We start from the raw sequence: 24830 nt of genomic DNA on the forward strand, positions 1-24830 counted from the left end.
ACGACCCGGCTCAGGAGCCGCTCGGCCGCAGCAGCAAAATCATCGGCCGGCCGATCATCTCCTCCACGTCCCTGTCCCGCCATTGGCTTCCGCACATTGTGAACCGGCACATCGCCATCGCCGGAATGACGTCGAAGACGTAGCCGCGCGCCGCGTCCGGGCGCACTTCCTCGCGCTCGATCCCATGCTCGATCACCTCCCGGAGCATCGCGACGGCCGACTCCGCCACCCCTCCGAAGAACACGGCATGGAACCGATCGGCCTGCGTGGAATCGCATTCGTGAACCACCGATCGCAGGGCAGCCTCGACGAGTTCCTCCACCGTCAGGCCGTGTCGGCCGGACGGACGGCTCCGGACAGACAGGCGGCTAGAGCGACACCGGCATCCAGCTCGGCAGCCCCTCGACCCGCTCGATCCACCCGGGAGGCGGCCCCCCGGCCTTCCCCGCCGCGACCACCCCGCCCACGATGGCGCACGTCGTGTCCACGTCTCCGCCCGCCTGGGCCGTCGTCCAGAACGCCTGCTCGTAGTCGCCCAGGGCCCGCGCGGCCGACCACAGCGCGAAGGGCACGGTGTCGTGGGCCGTCGTACGCCGTCCGCAACCGAGTACGGCTGCGACGGTGGCCACATCACCGAAGTCGAGCATGTCCCGGGCCCGGCGCAGCCCCGCACCGACCGCGCTCCTCTTGGGCACCAGTGCGACGACCCCGTCGAGCAGGGCTTCCGGAGCGGGCGTCCCCCCGGGGGCGGCGGCGAGCGCGGCTGCCGCGGCGACGGCCATCGCGCCGACCACGGCCTCACGATGCTGGTGGGTGGGGTAGGCCGAGATCTCGGCCTGGTGGACGGCCTGCTCCGGATCGTCCGCGTACCAGGCACCCAGCGGTGCGATGCGCATCGCCGCCCCGTTGCCCCAGGAACCCTGACCGTCGAAGAGCCCGGCGGCGAGCTCCCGCCAGTCGCCGCCCTCACGGACCAGCCGCAGCAGCCGGCCGACCGCGGGCCCGTAGCCTCGGTCGAAGTCGTGGTGCCCGGCGAAGGACTGTGCGAGGGCCTCCTGGTCGATCCGCTGGTGAGCGGCCAGGACGGCGACGACCGAGCAGGCCATCTCCGTGTCGTCCGTCCACTGCCAGTGGCCTGGGGGCAGCTCACGGCGCATGAGCAGCGGATAGTTCCCCGGAACGAAGAACTGCGAGCCCAGCGCGTCCCCCACCGACAGGCCGCGCAGGCTGACCAGGGCGCGGTCCAGGCGCCCGGCAAAGGAGAAGTCAGCGGTCATCGCCCTGCCACTCTATCCGGTGATCCCATACGGTTCAGGCTCCCGCCAGCGTTCGAAGGGCCGGTCAAGCGTGTACTTGCCGTCCTCGCCCAGAACGAGCATCCGCGTCTCGGCGTTCCCCGGGTTCGACAGGCATTCGAACTCCGCCACGGTCCAGTGGAACCACCGCATGCAGAACAACCGCATGGCCAGACCGTGCGTCACGATGAGGACGTTCGGCGGATGGTCGGGGGCATCGAAACTGCGGAAGAGGCTCTCCAGGAAGCCGTCGACCCGGTCGTAGACGTCGGCGCCGGACTCTCCCTGGGCGAAGCGATAGAAGAAGTGGCCGTACGCGTCCCGGCGTTCCTTCTGCAGGCCCACGTCCTTCTGGTCCTGCCAGTTCCCCCAGTCCTGCTCGCGCAGTCTCGGCTCCTCACGCACGCGTATGAGCTCCGGGTCGAGCCCGAAGGCGCTCAGCGTCTGGTGCGTACGGCGGTAGGGGGACACGTACACGCTGACGTGCTCGTGGCCGAACAGGTCGCGCAACCGCTTACCCGTCTCCTCCGCCTGCCGCCGGCCCCGCTCGGTCAGGGCCAGCGCGTGATCGGGTTCGCGCTCATAAACGGAGTCGTCAACATTGCCCGTTGATTCACCGTGCCGGACAAGGACGATGCGCCGTGGTCGTGCCATGCCGAAACCCTAGAACGGGCGACGACCGACCGAGCACCCGCACGCACCCCGTACGGCACAGGTCACACACTTCCTGCACCACGGACAGCGCCGCGATCCGCACCCCACGGGGCACACAAGCCGCATGGTTCACATGCGTCGCACAAAGGGCGGCGCTCTCGGTGCGCGTGGTCGTCAGACCGTCCAGCCCGGCTCCATGTCGACGACGTCCCCCGTCAGGGCCGCTATGTCGGCCTCCGTCTGCGCCCTCAGTGCGAGGCGTTCCACGCGCTCGGTGCGGTACTTGCCGTGCTCGGCCGCCGACCACCACATCGACAGCACCAGGAACTCGTTGCCGGGGGCCTCACCGAACAGACCTCGGACCATGCCGGGCGAGCCCGCCATCGCCGGGTTCCAGACCTTCTCGTGCATCAGCACGAAGTGCTCCGCCCGCTCCTCGTGGACCCGACACAGCGCCACTCTCAGCAGGTCCACGTCCGTGAAACGCGGTTCGAAGCCCGTCTTCACGTCGAAGCGGTGGTCGAAGAGCCGGACCTGGGCGTCCTTGAAGGTGCCCGCCTGAGCCGAGGCGAGCCGATCATGGGAACGCGCCATGAACGAGTCGTAGAAGGCACGGCTCTCCCAGAAGGAGAAGATGTGCGCCACATCCTGCCGTGCACGGCTCCACCCTCCGCCCTGTCCACGAAATCCCGGCTCCCCCAGAAGCCCCGCCCACTTCCGCTGTCCCCGTTCGAACCCCCGGCGGTCCACCACGGTGCAGCGAATCCACTTGACCAGCACCGCGCCATCGTAAGGCCGCGGAGCGTGGCGTCGGTCACCCTCGTCCGGACTGCTTCACCGCACTTACCCGGCTGGGCATGACAGGATGGACAACCTGCCGGATTCTCCCGGCAGTTGGGCTGAAAGGGCAGGATGGTCGCGCAGGGAAGGGGAAATGGGTGAACGGCGTCAACAAGGGCATCGACAAGGTCGAGATCGCGCTGAGGTGGGACCCGAGTCCCGCGGGACAACCGTCCACCGATCTTGATCTCGTCGCCGCGCCCTACCCGGCAAGCGATCCACACGGCGATCCCTCCTATGTGGTGCACTTCGACAGCCGCTCCCCCGACGGCACCATCACGCTGAACCGGGACAGCAAGGACGGCTTGGGCTTCGGCTTCGACGAGGTCATGACGCTGGAGCTGAACCGGCTCGACGCGCGGTACGCGCGCGTGGTGGTCGGCGTCGTCATTCAGCAGCATCAGACGCGGCGGACCTTCTCCGGCGTGGCTCGCCCCGGTCTGCGCATCCGCCAGGGGTACACCGTCCTGGCCGAGGACGACTTCGGCGGTGTCCCCGGAGCCACGGCGGCCGTCGTCGCCGAGTTCACCCGGGACGACTCCGGCGCATGGGACCTCCACCCCGGCGTCGAGGGCTTCCCGGACGACCCGGTGACGTTCACCCGCGCGATGGGGGCGATCCGCCGGGCGTGACCCGAACCCTCAGCGGCTCGGTCGCCCGGGGGCTCGGCAAGCATCGGCGGAAAAGACAGAGGAGTGGGGCACCAGCCCATGGGCTGGTGCCCCACTCCTCTGTCTTTTCCGCTCAGTCACCGGCCGGACGCACCGGTACCGGCGGTGTCAGGCCCTGCCTCAGCTGCACCCGCTGGTCGAGCCGCAGCCCTCGCAGATGTAGCAGGAGCCGGCCCGCTGCATCTTCGTGCCGCAGGAGAAGCAGAGCGGAGCGTCGGCCTGGATGCCCAGCTGCATCTCGACCAGCTCGGCGCTGGTGTGCGCCTGCTGCGGGACGGGCCTGGCCGCCTCGGCCTCGGCCTTCGGCGTGGAGACCGCCTTCAGCTCCTGGGTCCGCGGCGCGGACTGGGCCAGGCCCTCGACGTCGAGTTCGGCATCGTCGATGGACTGCTCGTAGGAGCCGGTCTCGAGGTGGCGCTGACGCTCCTCGGCGGAGTGGATGCCGAGCGCGGAGCGCGTCTCGAAGGGCAGGAAGTCCAGCGCCAGCCGGCGGAAGATGTAGTCGACGATGGACTGCGCCATCCGCACGTCCGGATCGTCCGTCATACCGGCCGGCTCGAAACGCATGTTGGTGAACTTCGAGACGTACGTCTCCAGCGGGACGCCGTACTGGAGGCCGACGGAGACCGCGATGGAGAAGGCGTCCATCATGCCCGCGAGGGTCGAGCCCTGCTTGGACATCTTCAGGAAGACCTCGCCGAGTCCGTCGTCCGGGTAGGAATTGGCCGTCATGTAGCCCTCGGCGCCGCCGACGGTGAAGGAGGTGGTGATGCCGGGACGCCCCTTCGGGAGACGCTTGCGGACCGGGCGGTACTCGACCACCTTCTCGACCGCGGCACGGATCGTCTCCTCGGCCTTCTCGGTGACCTCCGCCTTCTCGTCCTTCTTCTTGGCGGAGAGGGGCTGACCGACCTTGCAGTTGTCGCGGTAGATGGCGAGCGCCTTGACGCCCAGCTTCCAGGCCTCGAAGTAGATCTCCTCGACCTCTTCGACGGTCGCCGTCTCCGGCATGTTGACCGTCTTGGAGATCGCGCCGGAGATCCAGGGCTGGATCGCGGCCATCATGCGGACGTGGCCCATGGGGGAGATGGCCCGCTCGCCCATGGCGCAGTCGAACACCTCGTAGTGCTCGTGCTTGAGACCGGGGGCGTCGATCACATTGCCGTGGTCGGCGATGTGGGCGACGATCGCCTCGATCTGCTCCTCCTGGTAGCCCAGGCGGCGCAGGGCCTGCGGAACGGTGCCGTTGACGATCTGCATCGAACCGCCGCCGACGAGCTTCTTGAACTTGACCAGGGCGAGGTCGGGTTCGACACCGGTGGTGTCGCAGGACATCGCCAGACCGATGGTGCCGGTCGGGGCGAGCACGGACGCCTGGGAGTTGCGGAAGCCGTTCCTGTCGCCGAGGCGCACCACGTCCTGCCACGCCTCGGTGGCGGCGGCCCACACCGGGCTGTCCAGGTCGTCCATGCGCACGGCCGCGCCGTTGGCGTCGAAGTGCTGCTTCATGACGCGCTTGTGGGCGTCGGCGTTACGGGCGTAGCCGTCGTACGGGCCGACCACCGCGGCCAGTTCCGCGGAACGCCGGTAGGCCGTGCCGGTCATCAGCGAGGTGATCGCACCCGCGAGGGCACGGCCGCCGTCCGAGTCGTAGGCGTGGCCGGTGGCCATCAGCAGGGCGCCGAGGTTGGCGTAGCCGATGCCGAGTTGACGGAACGCGCGCGTGTTCTCGCCGATCTTCTGGGTCGGGAAGTCCGCGAAGCAGATCGAGACGTCCATCGCGGTGATGACCAGCTCGACGACCTTCTGGAAGCGCTCGGTCTCGAAGGACTGGGTGCCCTTGCCGTCGTCCTTGAGGAACTTCATCAGGTTCAGCGAGGCCAGGTTGCAGGACGTGTTGTCCAGGTGCATGTACTCGCTGCACGGGTTCGACGCGGTGATCCGGCCGGACTCGGGGCAGGTGTGCCAGTTGTTGATCGTGTCGTCGTACTGGATGCCCGGGTCGGCGCAGGCCCAGGCGGCCTCGGCGATCTTGCGGAAGAGCGCCTTGGCGTCGACCTCCTCGATGACCTCACCGGTCATCCTGGCCCGGAGACCGAACTGGCCGCCCTGCTGGACCGCGTTCATGAACTCGTCGTTCACGCGGACCGAGTTGTTGGCGTTCTGGTACTGGACGGAGGCGATGTCGTCGCCGCCCAGGTCCATGTCGAAGCCCGCGTCGCGCAGGACGCGGATCTTCTCCTCTTCCTTGACCTTCGTCTCGATGAACCCCTCGATGTCGGGGTGGTCCACGTCGAGAACGACCATCTTGGCGGCCCGGCGGGTGGCGCCGCCGGACTTGATGGTGCCGGCGGACGCGTCGGCGCCGCGCATGAAGGAGACCGGACCCGAGGCGTTGCCTCCGGAGGACAGCAGTTCCTTGGAGGAGCGGATGCGGGAGAGGTTCAGGCCGGCGCCGGAGCCGCCCTTGAAGATCATGCCCTCTTCCTTGTACCAGTCGAGGATCGACTCCATGGAGTCGTCGACGGACAGGATGAAGCAGGCGGAGACCTGCTGGGGCTGCTTGGTGCCGACGTTGAACCAGACAGGGCTGTTGAAGCTGAAGATCTGGTGCAGAAGGGCGTAGGCCAGCTCGTGCTCGAAGATCTCGGCGTCGGCGGGCGACGCGAAGTACTTGTGGTCCTCGCCCGCCTTCCGGTACGTCTTCACGATGCGGTCGATCAGCTGCTTGAGACTGGTCTCACGCTGCGGGGTGCCCACGGCACCGCGGAAGTACTTGCTGGTGACGATGTTGACCGCGTTCACCGACCAGAACTCGGGGAACTCGACGCCGCGCTGCTCGAAGTTGACCGAGCCGTCGCGCCAGTTGGTCATGACGACGTCACGGCGCTCCCAGACCACCTCGTCGTAAGGGTGGACCCCGGGAGTGGTGTGGATGCGCTCGACACGCAGTCCCTTGCCGGCCTTGGTGCTCTTGGCCCGGGAACTCCGTGTCGGACCGCTCGCCGTCTCTGTCATGCCGCCTCCCTGTACGGGCAAAAACGCCCTGAAGTGCCCCGATGTTCCCGTGGCACGGTGTTTGTCCAACGCTGCGGGCGCCCCACTGGCATCACCCGCAACAGATCTTCTCGTCGCCGCCGTCCGGCCGCACCCGGCCCTCGGCCGGGCGGGGACCGCCGGTCAGTCGGCGGCCGGAGCGGGTTCCGGGACCTGGGCAGCCCCTCCGGACCCGCTGCCGTCTTCCTGGCTCCCCACGACAACCCCTTCACGGTCTCCGTCGTCCGCGCCGGAGTGCCCCGCCTGCCTGAGTTCCGCGATCGCGGCCTCGAAGTCCTCCAACGACTCGAACGCCCGGTAGACGGACGCGAACCGCAGATAGGCGACGAGGTCGAGTTCCTGCAGCGGGCCGAGTATGGCCAGCCCCACGTCATGGGTGGTCAGCTCGGCACTCCCGGTGGCCCGCACCGCCTCTTCGACACGCTGGCCGAGCTGCGCGAGCGCGTCCTCGGTGACGGGACGCCCCTGGCACGCCTTGCGCACACCGTTGATGACCTTGGTGCGGCTGAACGGCTCGGTGACCCCGGACCGCTTGACCACCATGAGCGAGCACGTCTCCACGGTCGTGAAGCGACGGGAGCAGTCAGGGCACTGGCGGCGCCTGCGGATCGACGTGCCGTCGTCGGTCGTACGACTGTCGACGACCCGGCTGTCGGAGTGCCTGCAGAAGGGGCAATGCATGAAATCCCAACCCTCCCTCACAGCAGACTCCATGGCCTCACAAGGCCTGTACGGCCCCACGAAGCTGCTCCAGCATAAGCGATCTCCGAGGGCCTCAAGACCCGGGGGACCACAACTTCTGGGTAGCGAGTGCAATCCAACCACTAGATGTGGGGGATTGGCTCATACATGCACTCCAGCACGCGTGTCACGCGAATCCGGGCAGCCGACACCTGCCCGAGGCCTCTTCCAGGCGCCCGCACGGCCTCCACGCGACCCCCTTGACGGCCCTGTACGGGCGCCTCACCGCAGACCCGCGGGACCTTCGGCGGGCCCCCGCGCGGGACGCCTTCCCCGTCGCCGAGGTTCGCAGCCGGGTGCCGCCGCAGCGCATGGGGAGATGCCGTGCGCACGGAAAGGAAGGCGCGTGCGGCTCTCGAAGAGAGCCGGGGCCACCCCCGTGCCGCGAGACACCCGGTGGCAGACTGGCCCGACGACCAGGAGGCCGTCACCTCGGCGGCGAGAAGCACATCATGGGCGCGCTTGCCCGACGGAAGCGTCGCCGCCAATACACCGCAGCACGCAATCGCATAACGTAATTCGCGATTTTTCACTCGAACGTGTGTTTGGCGCAACCTTTCGAAAGCTACTACCGTTGTCCTGCAGGGAGACCATCGAGAGGGGCCGACGTGACCACCACCGCCGACAGCGCCAGCATCGCTGCCCAGGACCGCTCCCAGGGCCGGCTCGAGCCGGTGCATGCGATGAGCGAAGCCACGCATCCTGAGGGACCTAAGCGCTCCTTGCCGGGCCGACCTCCTGGCATCCGGGCGGACAGCTCCGGACTCACCGACCGCCAGCGCCGGGTGATCGAAGTCATCAGGGACTCGGTGCAGCGCCGCGGCTACCCGCCGTCGATGCGTGAGATCGGCCAGGCGGTCGGCCTCTCCAGCACGTCATCCGTGGCGCACCAGCTGATGGCTCTGGAGCGCAAGGGGTTCCTGCGTCGCGACCCGCACCGCCCCCGCGCCTACGAGGTGCGCGGCTCCGACCAGGTCACCTCCGTGCAGCCCACGGACACCGCGGGCAAGCCGGCCGCGTCGTACGTACCCCTGGTGGGCCGTATCGCCGCCGGTGGCCCCATCCTCGCCGAGGAGTCAGTCGAGGACGTCTTCCCTCTCCCCCGGCAACTCGTGGGTGACGGCGAGCTGTTCGTCCTGAAGGTGATCGGCGACTCCATGATCGAGGCCGCGATCTGTGACGGCGACTGGGTCACGGTCCGACGCCAGCCCGTCGCCGAGAACGGTGACATCGTGGCGGCGATGCTCGACGGCGAGGCCACCGTCAAACGCTTCAAGCGCGAGGACGGCCACGTCTGGCTCCTCCCGCACAACGCGGCCTACGAGCCGATCCCGGGCGACGACGCGACCATCCTGGGCAAGGTGGTGGCCGTCCTGCGCCGCGTCTGAGTTCGGTGCGGGGCGGCCGGTCCGGCCCCGCCCTCCGACTGGGCCCCGGGACCCCTGCGCCGGTTCCGGGGTCCTGTGCTGTCCGGCTTCGTGGCCGCGATCCGTGACAGGCCGCCCCGCCGTCACTCCGTCTCCACCGGTGCTTCCGCCCCGGTCTCGGCCCGCTTCGCCGCCGCGTCGATCGCGGCCAGGGATTTCCTCGCCTGGTTCCGGTCCGTGGTGAACCAGAAGTCGGGCAGCGAGGCCTTCAGATAGGTTCCGTAGCGGGCCGTCGCCAGCCGCTGATCCAGTACGGCGACCACACCGCGGTCGCCCGTGGCCCGAACGAGACGGCCGGCACCCTGCGCCATGAGCAGCGCCGCGTGGGTGGCGGCGACCGCCATGAAGCCGTTGCCGCCCGCGTCCTCCACGGCCTTCTGGCGGGCGCTCATCAACGGGTCGTCCGGGCGCGGGAACGGGATCTTGTCCATGACGACCAGTTGGCAACTGGGGCCTGGGACGTCGACACCCTGCCAGAGCGACAACGTGCCGAACAGGCAGGTCTTCGGGTCGGCCGCGAAGTTCTTGATCAGTTCGCCGAGCGTCTCCTCGCCCTGAAGGAGAATCGGGAACTCCGGGATCCGGGAGCGCAGTTCCTCCGCGGCGAGCTGGGCGGCCCGCATCGAGGAGAACAGGCCCAGCGTGCGGCCGCCCGCCGCCTGGATCAGCTCGGTGAGTTCGTCGAGCATGTCCGCGCGGTCGCCGTCACGGGCCGGGCGCGCCAGGTGCTTCGCGACGTAGAGGATGCCCTGCCTGGGGTAGTCGAACGGAGAGCCGACGTCGACGCCCTTCCACCGCGGCAGGTCGTCTCCTTCGGCGCCCTCGGGGCCGAGTCCCAGGGAGGCTCCCACGCCGTTGAAGTCGCCGCCCAGTTTCAGGGTCGCGGACGTCAGGACGACGGAGCGGTCGGTGAAGAGCTTTTCGCGCAGCAGACCGGAGACGGACATGGGGGCGACGCGCAAAGAGGCGCCGCTGTGCCGGTATGCGGCTCCGCCGCGGGGCTCGTGGCGCTCGTACCAGACGACGTCCCATTCGGAGCCGTTGGTGATCCGCTCCGCCACGTCGTGCACGCTCTCCACCGAGGCCAGCGCCTGTTTGCGGACCGCGTCCTCGTCCTGGACGGACTTGTCGCGGGTGCCCCCGATCGCGGAGATGACGGTCCGGCACGCGTCGCGCAGCGCCATGAGCGCGTATCCGAGGTCCTCCGGGATCTCCTCCAGGCGACCCGGGAGAGCCAGTTCCATCACTCGTTCAAAGCCTTCGGCCGCGGTCTGCAGCTGGTCGGCGGCCTTCTCATCGGCGAGTTTCGCAGCACGGCGCACCGCCCGGTTGACCTGGCCGGGGGTGAGTTCCCCCGTGGCGACCCCGGTGACCCGGGAGACCAGTTCATGGGCCTCGTCGACGATCAGCACCTCGTGCTGCGGAAGCACCGGAGCGCCCTCGATCGCGTCGATCGCGAGGAGCGCGTGGTTGGTGACGACGACCTCGGCCAGTTTGGCCCGTTCACGGGCCATCTCCGCGAAGCACTCCGCGCCGTAGGCGCACTTCGTGGCGCCCAGGCACTCCCGGGACGACACCGACACCTGGGACCAGGCCCGGTCGGAGACGCCCGGCGTGAGGTTGTCCCGGTCGCCGGTCTCCGTCTCGTCCGCCCAGTCACGCAGGCGCAGCAGGTCCTGGCCCAGCTTGCTGCTGGGGGCGGCCGCCTCGAACTGGTCGAAGAGGCCCTCCTCCTCGTCCTGCGGTACGCCTTCGTGGAGACGGTGCAGACACAGGTAGTTGGACCGGCCCTTGAGCATCGCGAACTCCGGGCGGCGGCGCAGCAGTGGGTGCAACGCCTCCACCGCGCGCGGAAGGTCGCGCTCCACGAGCTGGCGCTGCAGGGCCAGCGTCGCCGTCGCCACGACGACTCTCTCCCCCTGGGCGAGCACCGGCACCAGATAGCCGAGCGACTTTCCGGTGCCGGTGCCGGCCTGGACCAGCAGATGGGAGGCGTCGTCGATCGCTTCGGCGACGGCTTCGGCCATGGTCACCTGGCCGGGGCGCTCCGTGCCGCCGACGGCGGTGACGGCGGCGTGCAGGAGTTCAGGGAGTGAGGGCTTCGTCATAGCGCGACCACCCTACGGCCCGGCACCGACAATCATGCCCTCCGTGACCGCCGGGGGAGGTGCCGACGCCGGGCCGGCGGAGCCCGTCCCACCGCGAAGTCCGGCGGGCCCGGCGGTCGTTGCTCATCGCACGAGGGGCGACAGGCCGTGTCCGGTAAGGCGTCACAGTGGTGGGGTCCGGAGACCGTCCGGGTCGGAACGCTCGTAGCGAAACCGTTGCCGTTCCGTCGGTCGTCCCCCACGGCGAGCGCATAGTGTGTGGTGCCGTTCCCGGTGGTCGTGTGTTCGCTCCGGACTCCGTTCGAGTCCAGGATGTGGGCACGGCCGAAGCACCACGTTCGTCCACAGCAGGGGGAGTCAGATCATGCGATCCATACGGCCGTCGTCCACCACTCGCCGAGGCGGGAGGGCGCGCCGCGGAACCTCCCCCGTGCTGACCGCCGTCGCGCTCGCCTCGGTGCTCGCGCTCACGGCGACCGCCTGCGGTTCGAGTGACGACACCGCGGGCGGCGACGCCGCCGCGACCGCCGCGGCCGGCGACGGCAAGATCACGATCCCGGACGACATCAAGGACCGGCTCAAGGAGCACGGGATCGATGTCGACAAGTGGCGGAACGGCGAGTGGAAGAACTGGGACAGGGACGACTGGCTGCGTGAGGCCAACGACTACATCAACCCGATCATCGAGGACCTGTGGGACCCGGACCGCATGCGGGAAGCGGAGGAGCCGGAGCAGGAGATCGACGAGAGCGACATCTCCGGTGACCAGGGCGTGACCGACCCGACGCCGGAGCCGGTGCAGGCGCAGGCCGTGCCGCCTTCCTACCACGCCAGCGCTCCCACGTCCGGCAAGGTGTTCTTCGACTCCCCGGAGGGCACCATGGTGTGCTCCGCCACCGTGGTGCAGGACCCCGCGAATCCTGGCAAGTCCAACATGGTGTGGACGGCCGGCCACTGTGTGCACGCCGGCAAGAAGGGCGGCTGGTACCGCAACATCGCTTTCGTGCCGTCGTACAACGACGCGGGCAAGCCGACGGCGGAACTCGAGGGCGCCGCCCAGGAGGAGGTCGCTCCGTACGGCGTCTGGTGGGGTGACTGGGCGCAGACCTCCGACCAGTGGATCGAGCAGGGCGGTTCGACCGGTGGCGACGGCGCCTCGTACGACTTCGCGGTCATCCATGTGACGCCGGAGAAGGGCGGTGACGGCAAGTCGCTGGAGGAGACGGTCGGTTCGGCGCTGCCGGTGGACTTCAACGCTCCGGCGGTGCCCGACACGGAGAGCGTGACCGCGACCGGTTACCCGGCCGGAGCCCCGTACGACGGCCAGAAGCTGTTCAGCTGCGAGGACCGGCCGGGCCGGCTCTCGCTCAACACGTCCGAGCCGACGATGTACCGGATCGGGTGCAGCATGACGGCCGGTTCGTCCGGTGGCGGCTGGGTCGCGGCGGGCTCGGACGGCAAGCCCGCTCTGGTGTCCAACACCTCCATCGGCCCGGTGACCTCGGGCTGGCTGGCCGGTCCCCGGCTGGGCGACGAGGCCAAGGGCGTCTACGACGCGGTCAGCGACAAGTTCGCCGGACAGTGACCGATGTGCCCGTTCCCGCGTGCTCCGCGCACCCGGGAACGGGCACATGTCCAGCAGGGCATTCATGGGGTCCAGCGGGGGTCTCGCACCATGCGTTCCACGCGTATGTCCGTGCCACGACGGCCCCTGCATCGCGGAGTCCTCCCCGCCACCGGGCTCGTCGTCACCCTGGCCCTCACCGCGACCGCGTGCGGCGGTTCCGCGGACGACAAGGCGAACGCCGGGCAGCCCGGTGCCGGCCACCTCACGTGCCGCCGACGGCGACGCCGACAACACCAAGGTCCCGGCCGACAACACCGACATCGCTGACATCACCGACAGGCTCGAGAAGCACGGGATCGACGTCGACGGGTGGAAGGACGGCGGCCGGTGACCGCACACGCCGACGGCCCGCCCCTGCCGGAGCAGGGAGCGGGCCGTCGCGTCGCTGCGGGCCGCCGGCTCAGTGAGCGGCCGACGTGAGCAGGTGCGGCGTGAGTTCCGCCGCCAGTTCCTCATGCACCCGCACCTTGAGCAGGGTGCCCTCCGGGGTGTGTTCCTCGGAGATCACCTCGCCCTCGTCATGGGCGCGGGCGACCAGCTTGCCGTGCGTGTACGGCACGAGCGCCTCGATCTCCACCGCCGGGCGGGGCAGCTCGTCGTCGATGAAGGCGAGCAGTTCCTCGATGCCCTGACCGGTGCGGGCCGAGACCGCGATGGAGCGCTTCTCCGTCCGCAGCAGCCGCTGGAGTGTCAGCGGGTCGGCCGCGTCGGCCTTGTTGATCACGACGATCTCGGGTACGTCGGTGGCACCGACGTCCCTGATCACCTCGCGCACGGCAGCCAGCTGCTCCTCCGGAACGGGATGCGAGCCGTCCACCACGTGCAGGATCAGATCGGCGTCGCCGACCTCCTCCATGGTGGAGCGGAACGCCTCGACCAGATGGTGCGGCAGATGCCGGACGAAACCGACGGTGTCGGCCAGCGTGTACAGCCGTCCGCTCGGTGTCTCGGCCCGGCGCACGGTCGGGTCGAGGGTCGCGAACAGGGCGTTCTCGACCAGTACGCCCGCGCCCGTGAGGCGGTTGAGCAGCGAGGACTTGCCCGCGTTGGTGTAGCCCGCGATGGCGACGGACGGCACCTTGTTGCGCCGGCGTTCCTGGCGCTTGATGTCGCGGCCGGTCTTCATCTCCGCGATCTCCCGGCGCATCTTCGCCATCTTCTCGCGGATCCGGCGCCGATCGGTCTCGATCTTGGTCTCACCGGGGCCACGGGTGGCGAGCCCGCCGCCCTTGCCGCCGCCCATCTGCCGGGACAGCGACTGACCCCAGCCGCGCAGCCTCGGCAGCATGTACTGCATCTGCGCGAGCGCGACCTGCGCCTTGCCCTCTCGGGACTTGGCGTGCTGGGCGAAGATGTCCAGGATCAGGGCCGTACGGTCGACGACCTTGACCTTGACGACGTCCTCGAGGTGGATCAGCTGGCCGGGGCTCAGCTCACCGTCGCAGACGACTGTGTCGGCGCCCGTCTCGAGGACGATGTCACGCAGCTCCTCGGCCTTGCCGGAGCCGATGTAGGTCGCCGCGTCGGGTTTGTCCCGGCGCTGGATCATGCCGTCGAGTACAAGGGCGCCCGCCGTCTCCGCCAGGGCCGCGAGCTCCGCGAGGGAGTTCTCGGCGTCCTGCACGGTTCCCGATGTCCACACGCCGACGAGCACGACCCGCTCCAGACGGAGCTGTCGGTACTCGACCTCGGTGACGTCCTCGAGCTCGGTGGAGAGGCCTGCGACGCGGCGCAGGGCCGCACGCTCGGAGCGGTCGAACTGGTCGCCGTCCCGCTCTCCGTCGATCTCGAGGCTCCAGGCGACGTCCGCTTCCATCAGGGCATCGGCCCGGAGGCCCTCGGGGTAGGTCTGCGCGAGGCGCTTGGTGTCCTGGGAAGGGGAAGAAGAGGAGGTCATTGGGTCCTTACGTCGATGGGATGTCGCAGGTGGCGACGGAATACGGCCGTCACACTTCACAACGCACGAGCCCGCCGGGAGATTCCCGTCGCCCGTGCCGCGGCGACCTGACGATGGTGACACGGCACGGGGCGTCTCGTCATCGTGTTTGTTCCCGGTTCCCACCCGGTCGATGCTCGACCGGCGCGAGCGGTCTCGTGGACGGGGCGCCAGGCTCGGTCGTGGACTTCCAGTCCGGGTGTCCGGGCATCGGCGGGGTCTTGGAGTCGTAGAGCCAGGGCTCCAGGAATTCCGTCAGGTCCCGTCCCGCGACGTCGGAGGCGAGCCGGACGAAGTCGGCGGTGGTGGCCGTGCCGTTCCGGTGGTGGGTCACCCAGAGACGTTCCAGGCGTTCGAAGGTGGTGCGGCCGATCTCCTCGCGCAGGGCGTACAGCACGAGTGCGGCTCCGGCGTAGACGCTCGGCCTGAAGATGCTGATCTTCTGACCGGGTTCCGGGGCCTTGGGTGCGGCGGGGGGCCCGCCCGTCGCGCGCCAGTGGTCGGAGGCCTCGTAGGCGGCCTTCATCCGGGCGTCGAGGGACGGGCCGGACTTCTCCTGTGCGTACAGCGCCTCGTACCAGGTGGCGTGGCCCTCGCCGAGCCACAGATCGGACCAGGCGCGAGGACTGACGCTGTTGCCGAACCACTGGTGGGCGAGCTCGTGCATCATGATCGACTCGATGTACCACGCGGGGAAGCCGGACTCGGTGAAGAAATCCCTCTCGAAGAGGGACAGCGTCTGGGTCTCGAGTGCGAAGCCGGTGGAGGCGTCGGCCAGGAGCAGGCCGTACGTCTCGAAGGGGTAGCGGCCGACCCTGGCCTCCATCCAGGCGATCTGGTCGGGGGTCTTCGCCAGCCACGGTTCGAGCTTCTCGCGGTGCTTCGCGGGGACGACGTCGCGCAGCGGCAGCCCCTGCGGGCCGGTGCGGTGCAGGACCGTGGAGCGGCCGATGGACACCTGGGCGAGTTCGGTGGCCATGGGGTGCCGGGTGCGGTACGTCCAGGTGGTCGCTCCGCGTGTGCGGTCGACACCGGCCGGCACACCGTTGGCGACGGCCGTGTGCCCCTCGGGGGCGGTGATGCGGAAGGTGAACATCGCCTTGTCGGACGGGTGGTCGTTGCACGGGAACACCAGGTGCGCGGCGTCGGCCTGGTTGGCCATGGCGAGGCCGTCCGCGGTGCGCACCCAGCCGCCGTCGCGGCCCTCGGCCGGCACCGGATCGCTGGTGTGCCGCACCGTGATGCGGATCCGTTCGCCCGCCTCCAGACCGCCCTCGGGCATGATCACGAGATCCTCCCCGGCGGTGGTGAAGGCGGCCGGGACCCCGTCGACCTCGACCGACCGGACCGTGCCGTGGGCGAAGTCGAGGTTGATCCGGTCCAGGTCCGCGGTCAGCCGGGCGACGATCGTCGTGGTGGCCCGGAGCGCCTCGTCGTTGGTTCCGGGGTAGTTGAGGGCGAGGTCGTACGACGCCACGTCGTATCCGGGGTTGCCCAGGTGCGGGAAGAGGCGGTCGCCGATGCCCAGCGGCGTGGCCGGGGCGCTCGCGGCGAGGAGGCAGACGGAGACGGCCGAGGCGAGCAGCGCGGCGGAGGTCCGCCGTCGACGGCCACGAGGAACCACCGCGCGGGCGGTCGCGCCGTGGGCGGACGGACCGGGGACGGCCGGGCGGTCGGATGCCGGATGGTCGGATGCCTGACCGGGAGCGGTCGGGCCGTGGGGAGTGAGCAGCATGGCCCACGGCTACCAGCGCGCGCGGGCGCCTCGGCGACGGCGCGCTCCCGGCCCACCCGATCGGGTGGGCCGGCGGAGGGGCATTCGGACGGTGGGCCCGCCGCGCGGCAGGCGCTCACGGCCGGGCGGTGCCCCGCACGCGCGTGTGCCGTCAGGTGCCCTGGGTCTGCGGCTTGGCCCGGCTCACGTCGTACACACCGGCCACGTTGCGCATCGCGCGCATGAGGGCGGGCAGGTGTGCGGCGTCGGGCAGCTGCACGGTGTACGTGTGCCGCACCTGCTGATGGGTCGGGGGTTCGACGGTCGCGGAGACGATCTCGGCGCCTTCGAGGGCCATGGCCTCGGTGAGGTCCGCGAGCAGGTGAGGCCGGACGAACGATTCGGCGACGAGCGTGACCCGGCATTCGGCTCCCTCCCCCCAGTGCACGCCGACCCCCGCGCGCCCCGCGTTCTTCATCCGCGCCACGGCGGCGCACTCGACCCGGTGCACGGTGACCGCTCCCCCGCGCACGGCGAAGCCGGTCACCGCGTCGGGCGGCACGGGCGTACAGCAGCCGGCCAGCCGTACGGTCGCGCCGGGCCGGTCGGCCAGGACCTGGGCACCGGTGGAGGAACCGGGCACCACCCCGGGCGCCTGGGCGGCGGGCTCGTCGGCGGGGCGGGGAGCCCACCGGGCTTCCTCGGGCCTGGCGGCCGACGGGTCGCTCCGCTCGGGGTGGGCGGTCAGCCAGCGCTGAATGGCGATCCGCGCGGCGGGCGTGTGGGCGTGTTCCAGCCACTGTCTGGAGGGCTCGGAGGCGGGGTCCTGCCCCATCAGGAGCTGGACGGTGTCACCGTCCTTCAGGGTGGTGCTCAGCGTCGCCAGACGGCCGTTGACGCGGGCGCCGATGCACGCGTGCGCGTCCTCCCCGTACTGCGCGTACGCGGCGTCCACGCAGGTCGCCCCGTCGGGCAGGCCGATCGTGCCGCCGTCGGGGCGGAACACGGTGATCTCGCGGTCCTGGGCGAGGTCCTCGCGCAGGGTCGACCAGAAGGTGTCGGGGTCGGGTGCGCCGCGCTGCCACTCCAGGAGCCGGGAGAGCCAGCCGGGCCTGGTCGGGTCGACGCGCTCGCCGTCGCTCGCGGACTGCTCCTCGGCCGGGGCGGCGTACGGGTTGCCCAGGGCGACGACACCGGCCTCGGCGACCTTGTGCATCTGGTGGGTCCGGATGAGGACTTCGACGACCTGGCCGTCGCCCCGGGCGACCGCGGTGTGCAGCGACTGGTACAGGTTGAACTTGGGTACGGCGATGAAGTCCTTGAACTCCGAGACCACCGGCGTCAGGCAGGTGTGCAGCTCGCCCAGGACCCCGTAGCAGTCGGCGTCCTCGTTCACCAGCACCAGCAGACGGCCGAAGTCGGCGCCGCGCAGCCGACCGCGTTTGCGGGACACCCGGTGCACGGAGACGAAGTGACGGGGGCGGATGCGGACCTCGGCGGGGATGTCCGCCTCGCGCAGCACCTTGCGCACCTCGTCGGCCACCTCGGCGAGCGGGTCGTCCGCGCGGGAGGCGTTGCGGAGGATCAACTCGCGCGTGTGCTCGTTCTCCTCGGGGTGCAGGATCGCGAAGACCAGGTCCTCGAGTTCCGTCTTGAGCGCCTGGACCCCGAGCCGCTCGGCGAGGGGGATGAGGATGTCCCGGGTCACCTTGGCGATGCGCTCCTGTTTCGCGGGACGCATGACGCCGAGGGTGCGCATGTTGTGCAGCCGGTCGGCGAGTTTGATCGACATCACGCGGACGTCGTTGCCGGTGGCGACAAGCATCTTGCGGAAGGTCTCGGGCTCGGCCGCGGCGCCGTAGTCGACCTTCTCCAGCTTGGTGACACCGTCGACGAGGTAGCTCACCTCCTCACCGAACTGCTCACGGACCTGATCGAGCGTCACCTCCGTGTCCTCGACGGTGTCGTGGAGCAGGGATGCCGTCAAGGTCGTGGTCTCGGCGCCGAGTTCGGCGAGAATCAGGGTCACGGCGAGCGGGTGGGTGATGTACGGCTCGCCGCTCTTGCGCATCTGGCCGCGGTGCGAGGACTCGGCCAGGAGATAGGCCCGGCGCAAGGGTTCGAGACCGGCGTCGGGATGGTGGGCGCGATGGGCGTCGACCACATGGCCGATGGCGTCGGGGAGCCTGTCGCGGGAGGCGGGGCCGAGCAGTGCGGCACGGCCCAGTCGGCGCAGGTCGAGCCGGGGGCGGGCCTTCCTGCGGGCCCCTGTGGGCGCGACATGACCCGATGTCGCAGGACCTGGGCTCGCAGGATTCACGGCCTCCCCGTTCATGGGCACCTCCGGCTGCGTTGACCGGCGGACGGTGTGCCCCAGGGCGGACTCGGGCTCAGGGGACGGCGTTCGTCCCCCGTCCGGGCCGGTGCTTGATGCTACCGACCCCAACACGTGTGACCGACCGCCTCCCGCCGAGCGTGAAACGGATCACCCCATCGAGCGAAGCCCGGCACTTCGGCGGTTTCACGCCACGGGACCGGCGGCGCGCCATGCTCTCGAAGCCGAAATCCGCCCCCGCACCCCACGGATGTCGGCCTCCTGCCCCGTGCGTCTGGGATACCAAGCCGGCCCGGACTTCAGCGGGGCGGGTTCTCCAGCCACTCCTGCTCGATCACTCCCTCGGCGACGATCACCGCGGGTCCGGTCATCTCGATCTCGCCGTCGGGCCGTTCGGTGATCACCAGGGTGCCGCCGGGTACATCCACGGTGTACGTCACCGGCGTTCCGGTGACGCTCGGGTCGACGCCGTCCCGGCGGGCGGCGGCCACCGCGACCGCGCAGGCACCCGTGCCGCACGAGCGGGTCTCACCGGCCCCGCGCTCATGGACGCGCAGCGCCACGTGCCGCGGGCCCCGGTCGGCCACGAACTCGACGTTGACGCCGTCCGGATAGGCCGAGGCGGGGCTGAAGGAGGGCGCGGTGAACAGATCACCGGCGTGCGCGAGGTCGTCCACGAAAACCACGGCGTGCGGGTTGCCCATGTTCACGTTCCGCGCCGGTCGGCCGCGCCCTTCGACGCTCACGGTGACGTCGCCGTCGGGGAGCAGCGCCCGGCCCATGCCGACGGTGATGCCACCCGCGGCGGAGCCGCTGTCGGACCCGGTCTTGGCGATGTGCACCGTCTTCACACCCCCGCGCGTGGCGACCGCGATGTCCCCCTCGACCACATGCCCTGCCCGCTGAAGGTAGCGCGCGAACACCCGCACTCCGTTGCCGCACATCTCGGCGATCGAGCCGTCGCCGTTGCGGTAGTCCATGAACCACTCGGCCTCGGCGGCCAGGTGCCGTGCCTCGGGATGCGCCGCGGACCGCACCACGTGCAGCAGTCCGTCGCCGCCGATGCCCGCGCGGCGGTCGCACAGGGCCGCGACGACGGCGGGGGGCAGGTCGATGGCGTTCTCGGGGTCCGGGACGATCACGAAGTCGTTCTCGGTGCCGTGCCCCTTGAGGAAGGCGATCCGCGTGCTCATCCCTCGATCGTACGGGGTGGCCACGACAGCGCGTCCCGCCGCGGCCCCGCGCGGGCGTCAGCGGAGGCGGGCCACCCGCCAGACGGCCAGCGCCACCACCGCGGCGACCAGCACGGCGTAGGCGATCACGACCCGCCAGTCGGGTCTGCGTCCGGAACCCCGGGCCGGCAGCCCCGGCCAGGTGTGGCCCACCCTGCGGGCGGCCATCATGCCCCAGCCGGCCGCGCAGGAGCAGATCAGCATGCCCAGCATGGCGATCACGGCACCGCTGTCACCGAAGTCGAAGGCGAGCGGGAACGCGAACATCAGCGAGCCGACCGCGGCCAGGCCGACGATGGGTGCGAGCTGCCAGATGCGCAGCCGACGCTGCGGGCGCAGCTCGACCTCGACCTCGTCGCCGCCCGCGAACATCTCGTCCGGCTCGGGGCCGTCGTCGGTCACTCCGCCCTGCGTCTCGTCCGGCCCGTCGGGGCTGAGACGGTCGGGGTCGAGACGGTCGGGATCCCGCTCCGGCGCACCCCGCTCGGTGATGAGGTGTTCGGTGCCGTGTGCGGTGTCGCGAGGGCCGGCCTCCATCGCCACGCGCCCTCCCAACTTGGACTCCACTTGGTCGATCGAAGCTCGATGATGGCACGGCGTCAGAGGCCCGGATGACGGCCTGGGCGTCCCGATGCCATGACGTGATCAGGCTGTAACCGGTCGTTCGACCAACGACATCGCGAGCTGCGGAAGTTCCCTGAGGTCCGCCGCGGCCCCACTCAACCAGTGCACCCGCGGATCGCGTCTGAACCATGAATCCTGACGGCGCGCGAAGCGCTTCGTGGCACGCACGGTCTCCGACCGCGCCTCCTCCAGGGTGCACTCCCCGGCAAGCGCCGCGAGGACCTGCTGGTAGCCGAGCGCACGCGAGGCCGTACGCCCCTCGCGCAACCCCTGCGCCTCCAGTGCGCGCACCTCGTCCACGAGACCCGCCTCCCACATCCGGTCGACCCGGCGGGCGATGCGCTCGTCGAGTTCGGGGCGGGCCACGTCGACGCCGATCTGAAGGGTGTCGTAGACCGAGTCGTGGCCGGGAAGATTGGCGGTGAAGGGCAGGCCGGTGATCTCGATCACTTCGAGCGCCCGGACGATACGGCGCCCGTTGCTCGGCAGGATGACCCGCGCGGCCTCGGGGTCCGCGGCGGCGAGACGGGCGTGCAGCGCGCCGGAGCCGCGCAGGGTGAGTTCCTCCTCCAGGCGCGATCTGACGTCGGGGTCGGTGCCCGGGAACTCGAGGTTGTCGACGGCCCCGCGGACGTAGAGGCCGGACCCCCCGACCAGGACGGGCCAGCGCCCGTCGGCGAGCAGGGCGTCGATCCGCTCCCGGGCCAGACGCTGGTACTCGGCGACGGACGCGGTGACGGTCACGTCCCAGATGTCCAGGAGGTGGTGCGCGACTCCCCCGCGCTCCTCGGGCGTCAGCTTGGCGGTGCCGATGTCCATCCCCCAGTAGAGCTGCATGGAGTCGGCGTTGACCACCTCACCGCCGAGCTGCCGGGCCAGGAACACGCCCAGATCGGACTTTCCGGCTGCGGTGGGACCGACGACGGCGATGACCCGGGGGTCAGAGGATGCGCTGCTCACCGGTCCAGTCTCGCAAACGCCGCAGCCGGGCGGGACAGCCTCCACCCGAGTACCGTATGGAGTGGATATGGGCGTTTTCGCACATGAACCGCACCGCGAGGGAAGGTGGACCATGGGTCTCCTGGAGAACATGAAGGCCAAGCTGGGGCCTGCCAAGGACAAGGTCTCGCACCTCGCACAGCAACACGAGGGCAAGATCCAGCACGGGCTGGACAAGGCCGCGAAGACCGTCGACGAGCGGACCAAGGGCAAGTACAGCGACAAGATTCAGACGGGCACGGGCAAGGCCAAGCACGCCATGGACCGGCTCGCTCACAAGGACCACCCCGGTCCGGACACGGGTGGCACCACGCCGCAGGCCGGGCCGCCGCCCACTTCCTGAGCGCGGTACGGCGCGGTACAGCGACGGACGGCCGTGGTGGCGTCCGCCAGGCGCGCGAGACGCGCCTGGCGGGCGCCACGGCCGTCCACCGTTTCAGACCGCTCGTTGTTTCGGGGGTTCAGGAGTTCAGGGTTCAGGGCTTCAGGCCGACGTCGTACCCGGTCGGCGGCTACGACCAGGTGGCCACGATGTAGCCCACCCCGTACGGAGCGTCCTCGTACAGCAGGCGGCCTTCCAGGGCGGTGCCCTCGGCCGCGCCCGCGAGGACCTGCCATGGCGCCCGGCCGGACACCATGAGCTCGCGCGCCAGGCCACTGTCCAGTGCCCGCAGGGCCGCCGTGTCGACCGCTCCCAGTGCCCGGGCGGCCTCCGCGTCGAAGGACGCCGCCCGCTCGTCGAGGTAGCCGGGAGCCTTGAGCGTGCGGCAGGCGCTGGCGTCGCCCATCACCAGCAGCGCCACCCGCTCCGCCCCGGCGGCGATGTCCCTTCCCTCCTGGACGCACCGCTCGGCCGCGAGAGGTTCCCCCACGCCGAGACCCTCGACCGGAACGTCCGCCCAGCCGGTCCGCTCCAGCAGCCAGGCGCCCACCGCCGGCCCGGGGGGAAGTTCCCGTTCGGTCGCCGTGCCCTGGTCCGCGCCGAGCCGTACGCCGAGATCGACCCCGAAGCCGCGGAAGGACCCCGTGCTGCCCTCCGGGTAGCGCTCGGGCCCCGCGTCGCCCTGCAGCGGGCCGACGACCACGAGCCGGTCGGGGCGGGCGGCGGCGAGCACCCCGACCGCGTCCGCGCACGCGGCCCGCGCGGCGTCCAGCTCGTGGGCGGCGCCCACGGCGACCTCGGACACGAGGAGCGGCGGGCAGGGGCAGACTGCGGCGGCGACCATCATGATCGGCAGCGTAGCCCGCGCGGGCCGCCCTCGAGTCCCCGGCCGGTCGCCGTCAGTCGCAGCCGCAGCCGCCCGCCGCGACCGGCAGGGGTTCGGGCGCACCGATCTTCGGCAGGCCCAGCATCACGCCTGCCGGCCGCGCCGCCTTCTCGGCGTTCCGCTTCTCCCAGGCGTCACCCGCGCGCGTGCGGCGCACGTCCAGGGTGGGGCCCTCGGCGAGAAGGTGGTGGGGGGCCGCGTACGTGATCTCGACGGTCACGACGTCGCCGGGGCGGACCTCCTGCTCCGGCTTGGTGAAGTGCACCAGACGGCTGTCCCGGGCGCGGCCGGAGAGACGGTGGGTGGTGTCGTCCTTGCGGCCCTCCCCTTCGGCCACCATCAGTTCCAGGGTCCGGCCGACCTGCTTCTTGTTCTCCTCCCAGGAGATCTCCTCCTGGAGGGCGACAAGCCGCTCGTAGCGCTCCTGGACGACCTTCTTGGGGATCTGGCCGTCCATCTCGGCGGCCGGAGTGCCCAGCCGCTTGGAGTACTGGAAGGTGAAGGCCTGCGCGAAGCGGGCCTCGCGCACCACCTGCAGGGTCTGCTCGAAGTCCTCCTCGGTCTCGCCGGGGAAGCCCACGATGATGTCGGTGCTGATCGCCGCGTGCGGGATGGCGGCGCGGACCTTCTCGATGATGCCGAGGTAGCGCTCCTGCCGGTACGAACGGCGCATCGCCTTCAGCACCGTGTCCGAGCCTGACTGGAGCGGCATGTGGAGCTGCGGCATCACGTTGGGCGTCTCGGCCATGGCGGCGATGACGTCGTCGGTGAAGTCGCGCGGGTGCGGAGAGGTGAAGCGGACGCGCTCCAGGCCGTCGATGCTCCCGCAGGCCCGCAGCAGCTTGCTGAACGCCTCCCGGTCGCCGATGTCGGAGCCGTACGCGTTGACGTTCTGGCCGAGCAGGGTGATCTCCGAGACGCCCTCGGCGACCAGGGCCTCGACCTCGGCGAGGATGTCACCGGGGCGCCGGTCCTTCTCCTTGCCGCGCAGCGCCGGGACGATGCAGAAGGTGCAGGTGTTGTTGCAGCCGACGGAGATGGACACCCAGGCCGCGTAGGCGCTCTCACGGCGGGTCGGCAGCGTGGACGGGAAGGCCTCCAGCGACTCGGCGATCTCGACCTGCGCCTCCTCCTGGACGCGGGCGCGCTCCAGGAGGACCGGCAGCTTGCCGATGTTGTGCGTGCCGAAGACGACGTCCACCCAGGGGGCCCGCTTCACGATGGTGTCGCGGTCCTTCTGCGCGAGGCAGCCGCCGACCGCGATCTGCATGCCGGGGCGCTGCGCCTTCTTCGGGGCGAGGTGGCCGAGGTTGCCGTAGAGCTTGTTGTCGGCGTTCTCCCGCACGGCGCAGGTGTTGAAGACGACGACGTCGGCGTCGCCGTCGGCGCCCTCGGGGGCGCGGACGTAGCCCGCGTCCTCCAGCAGCCCGGACAACCGCTCGGAGTCGTGGACGTTCATCTGGCACCCGTAGGTGCGGACTTCGTAGGTGCGCGTGCCGCCCACTGACTGGCTCCGGTCGATGCTGCTCATGCCCTACAGGGTATGCGCTCGCCACGACACGCCGGGACGGCGGAGAACCCGCCCGACGGCGACCGTGCGTCCGGGGCCGGATCGCGTTCCCGGCGGGGCTCCGGCTCAGGCTTCCGCGCCCGGCGTCCATCCCTGCCGGCGCAGCACCTGGGACACGTCCGGAGCCTCGTAGTGGTCCCCCTTGAGGACCTTGCCGTCGGAGCGGCGGGTGATCCGGCCGCCGGGGCCACGCTTGGTCATGTTGGAACGGTGGATCTCGGAGATCACCGCGTCGAGGTCGATGCCGTGGACGAGCGCCGTGCCGTAGGCGACGTAGACGACATCGGCCAGTTCGTGCGCGAGCCGGTCGAGCGGGCCGTGCACCGCCACCTCCGCGACCTCGGCGGCCTCCTCGGCGAGCAGTTCGCCGCGGTGGGCGGCGAGTTCCGGGGAGACCTCGGTCGGTGTCTCGCGCGCGTCCAGCCCGAAGGCGCGGTGGAACTCACGGACCAGATCGGCGGGCGAAGCGCTCATGCCGTGACTTTGACGCCCTCACCTGCACGAACGCAAGCGATTCCGGTCAGCGCCGCTACGTGGCGCTCCCTCGGGTTCCTGCTTCACAAGCCCCTGCCACCCTGGGGTGGTCCTGCAAGGCCTCCACAAGCCTCACTTCCCGCCCCTCCGGCGGTAGGTCCGCCAACCACGTTGTCGGACAAGGCCACTCTGGCAGTGGCGCTGCACCCCTACGGGCCGCCAGGGCGAGGGAGCCCTACACTTCCCCCTGGAAGGGCG

The 24830-nt window shown here is 70.5% G+C and carries 21 protein-coding genes; 5 read left to right on the top strand and 16 right to left on the bottom strand.

Going from position 1 to position 24830, the window contains the following annotated elements; genetic code table 11:
- Positions 1-10: 10 nt before the first annotated feature.
- From AC6F7H_RS04625 to AC6F7H_RS04640, 4 genes are all read right to left on the bottom strand, one after another.
- Positions 11-322 carry a TetR-like C-terminal domain-containing protein gene (locus AC6F7H_RS04625; RefSeq protein ID WP_500755380.1) on the bottom strand — a complete coding sequence of 104 codons (312 nt, stop codon included), beginning with the start codon at positions 320-322 and terminating at the stop codon, positions 11-13.
- 46 nt (positions 323-368) lie between these two features.
- Positions 369-1277 carry an ADP-ribosylglycohydrolase family protein gene (locus AC6F7H_RS04630; protein ID WP_500755381.1) on the bottom strand — a complete coding sequence of 303 codons (909 nt, stop codon included), beginning with the start codon at positions 1275-1277 and terminating at the stop codon, positions 369-371.
- A 12-nt stretch (positions 1278-1289) separates the two neighbouring features.
- Positions 1290-1949, bottom strand: a complete 660-nt coding sequence (locus AC6F7H_RS04635) for a histidine phosphatase family protein (protein WP_500755382.1) — start codon at positions 1947-1949, stop codon at positions 1290-1292.
- A 174-nt stretch (positions 1950-2123) separates the two neighbouring features.
- Positions 2124-2729: a YdbC family protein gene (locus AC6F7H_RS04640; RefSeq protein WP_500755383.1), complete on the bottom strand. Its 606-nt coding sequence runs from the start codon at positions 2727-2729 to the stop codon at positions 2124-2126.
- A 158-nt stretch (positions 2730-2887) separates the two neighbouring features.
- On the opposite strand from AC6F7H_RS04640, the gene AC6F7H_RS04645 reads away from it, so the two are divergent.
- Positions 2888-3421 (top strand): TerD family protein, encoded by a 534-nt coding sequence (locus AC6F7H_RS04645; RefSeq protein ID WP_500755384.1) that lies wholly within the window; start codon positions 2888-2890, stop codon positions 3419-3421.
- 159 nt (positions 3422-3580) lie between these two features.
- On the opposite strand, the gene AC6F7H_RS04650 is transcribed toward AC6F7H_RS04645, so the two are convergent.
- Both AC6F7H_RS04650 and nrdR read right to left on the bottom strand, forming a co-directional pair.
- On the bottom strand, positions 3581-6478 hold the full coding sequence (locus AC6F7H_RS04650) for a vitamin B12-dependent ribonucleotide reductase (protein WP_500755385.1): 2898 nt from the start codon (positions 6476-6478) through the stop codon (positions 3581-3583).
- 162 nt (positions 6479-6640) lie between these two features.
- Positions 6641-7198: a transcriptional regulator NrdR gene (gene nrdR / locus AC6F7H_RS04655; RefSeq protein WP_500755386.1), complete on the bottom strand. Its 558-nt coding sequence runs from the start codon at positions 7196-7198 to the stop codon at positions 6641-6643.
- 668 nt (positions 7199-7866) lie between these two features.
- Here nrdR and lexA point away from each other — a divergent pair.
- A complete protein-coding gene (gene lexA / locus AC6F7H_RS04660; RefSeq protein ID WP_500755387.1) occupies positions 7867-8646 on the top strand; it encodes a transcriptional repressor LexA in 780 nt (259 codons plus the stop codon).
- A 122-nt stretch (positions 8647-8768) separates the two neighbouring features.
- On the opposite strand, the gene AC6F7H_RS04665 is transcribed toward lexA, so the two are convergent.
- On the bottom strand, positions 8769-10793 hold the full coding sequence (locus tag AC6F7H_RS04665; protein WP_500755388.1) for an ATP-dependent DNA helicase: 2025 nt from the start codon (positions 10791-10793) through the stop codon (positions 8769-8771).
- Positions 10794-11157: 364 nt separating this feature from the next.
- Here AC6F7H_RS04665 and AC6F7H_RS04670 point away from each other — a divergent pair, with 364 nt between their 5' ends.
- Positions 11158-12378, top strand: coding sequence for a trypsin-like serine peptidase (locus AC6F7H_RS04670; RefSeq protein WP_500755390.1), 1221 nt, complete (start codon positions 11158-11160; stop codon positions 12376-12378).
- 232 nt (positions 12379-12610) lie between these two features.
- On the top strand, positions 12611-12751 hold the full coding sequence (locus AC6F7H_RS04675; protein WP_500755392.1) for a hypothetical protein: 141 nt from the start codon (positions 12611-12613) through the stop codon (positions 12749-12751).
- Between the two features lie 69 nt (positions 12752-12820).
- On the opposite strand, the gene hflX is transcribed toward AC6F7H_RS04675, so the two are convergent.
- From hflX to miaA, 6 genes are all read right to left on the bottom strand, one after another.
- Positions 12821-14317 carry a GTPase HflX gene (hflX, locus tag AC6F7H_RS04680; RefSeq protein ID WP_500755393.1) on the bottom strand — a complete coding sequence of 499 codons (1497 nt, stop codon included), beginning with the start codon at positions 14315-14317 and terminating at the stop codon, positions 12821-12823.
- A 139-nt stretch (positions 14318-14456) separates the two neighbouring features.
- Positions 14457-16091 (bottom strand): M1 family metallopeptidase, encoded by a 1635-nt coding sequence (locus AC6F7H_RS04685; RefSeq protein WP_500755395.1) that lies wholly within the window; start codon positions 16089-16091, stop codon positions 14457-14459.
- A gap of 151 nt (positions 16092-16242) precedes the next feature.
- Positions 16243-18405, bottom strand: coding sequence for a RelA/SpoT family protein (locus tag AC6F7H_RS04690; protein ID WP_500755397.1), 2163 nt, complete (start codon positions 18403-18405; stop codon positions 16243-16245).
- 299 nt (positions 18406-18704) lie between these two features.
- Positions 18705-19598 carry a diaminopimelate epimerase gene (gene dapF, locus AC6F7H_RS04695; protein WP_500755399.1) on the bottom strand — a complete coding sequence of 298 codons (894 nt, stop codon included), beginning with the start codon at positions 19596-19598 and terminating at the stop codon, positions 18705-18707.
- Positions 19599-19655: 57 nt separating this feature from the next.
- Positions 19656-20174 carry a hypothetical protein gene (locus AC6F7H_RS04700; RefSeq protein ID WP_500761654.1) on the bottom strand — a complete coding sequence of 173 codons (519 nt, stop codon included), beginning with the start codon at positions 20172-20174 and terminating at the stop codon, positions 19656-19658.
- 108 nt (positions 20175-20282) lie between these two features.
- The gene (gene miaA, locus AC6F7H_RS04705; protein WP_500755400.1) at positions 20283-21221 is read right to left on the bottom strand and encodes a tRNA (adenosine(37)-N6)-dimethylallyltransferase MiaA; all 939 of its coding nucleotides are present in this window, start codon (positions 21219-21221) and stop codon (positions 20283-20285) included.
- 112 nt (positions 21222-21333) lie between these two features.
- Here miaA and AC6F7H_RS04710 point away from each other — a divergent pair, with 112 nt between their 5' ends.
- Positions 21334-21603 (top strand): antitoxin, encoded by a 270-nt coding sequence (locus AC6F7H_RS04710; RefSeq protein ID WP_500755402.1) that lies wholly within the window; start codon positions 21334-21336, stop codon positions 21601-21603.
- A 169-nt stretch (positions 21604-21772) separates the two neighbouring features.
- Here the strand turns inward: AC6F7H_RS04710 and AC6F7H_RS04715 are convergent, their stop codons facing one another.
- From AC6F7H_RS04715 to AC6F7H_RS04725, 3 genes are all read right to left on the bottom strand, one after another.
- Positions 21773-22489, bottom strand: coding sequence for a class III extradiol dioxygenase subunit B-like domain-containing protein (locus AC6F7H_RS04715; protein WP_500755403.1), 717 nt, complete (start codon positions 22487-22489; stop codon positions 21773-21775).
- A 52-nt stretch (positions 22490-22541) separates the two neighbouring features.
- Positions 22542-24059: a tRNA (N6-isopentenyl adenosine(37)-C2)-methylthiotransferase MiaB gene (gene miaB, locus AC6F7H_RS04720; RefSeq protein ID WP_500755405.1), complete on the bottom strand. Its 1518-nt coding sequence runs from the start codon at positions 24057-24059 to the stop codon at positions 22542-22544.
- A gap of 105 nt (positions 24060-24164) precedes the next feature.
- Positions 24165-24572, bottom strand: a complete 408-nt coding sequence (locus tag AC6F7H_RS04725) for a pyrophosphohydrolase domain-containing protein (RefSeq protein ID WP_500755406.1) — start codon at positions 24570-24572, stop codon at positions 24165-24167.
- Between the last annotated feature and the right edge of the window lie 258 nt (positions 24573-24830).

This window comes from Streptomyces sp. MMS24-W38, assembly GCF_059889265.1.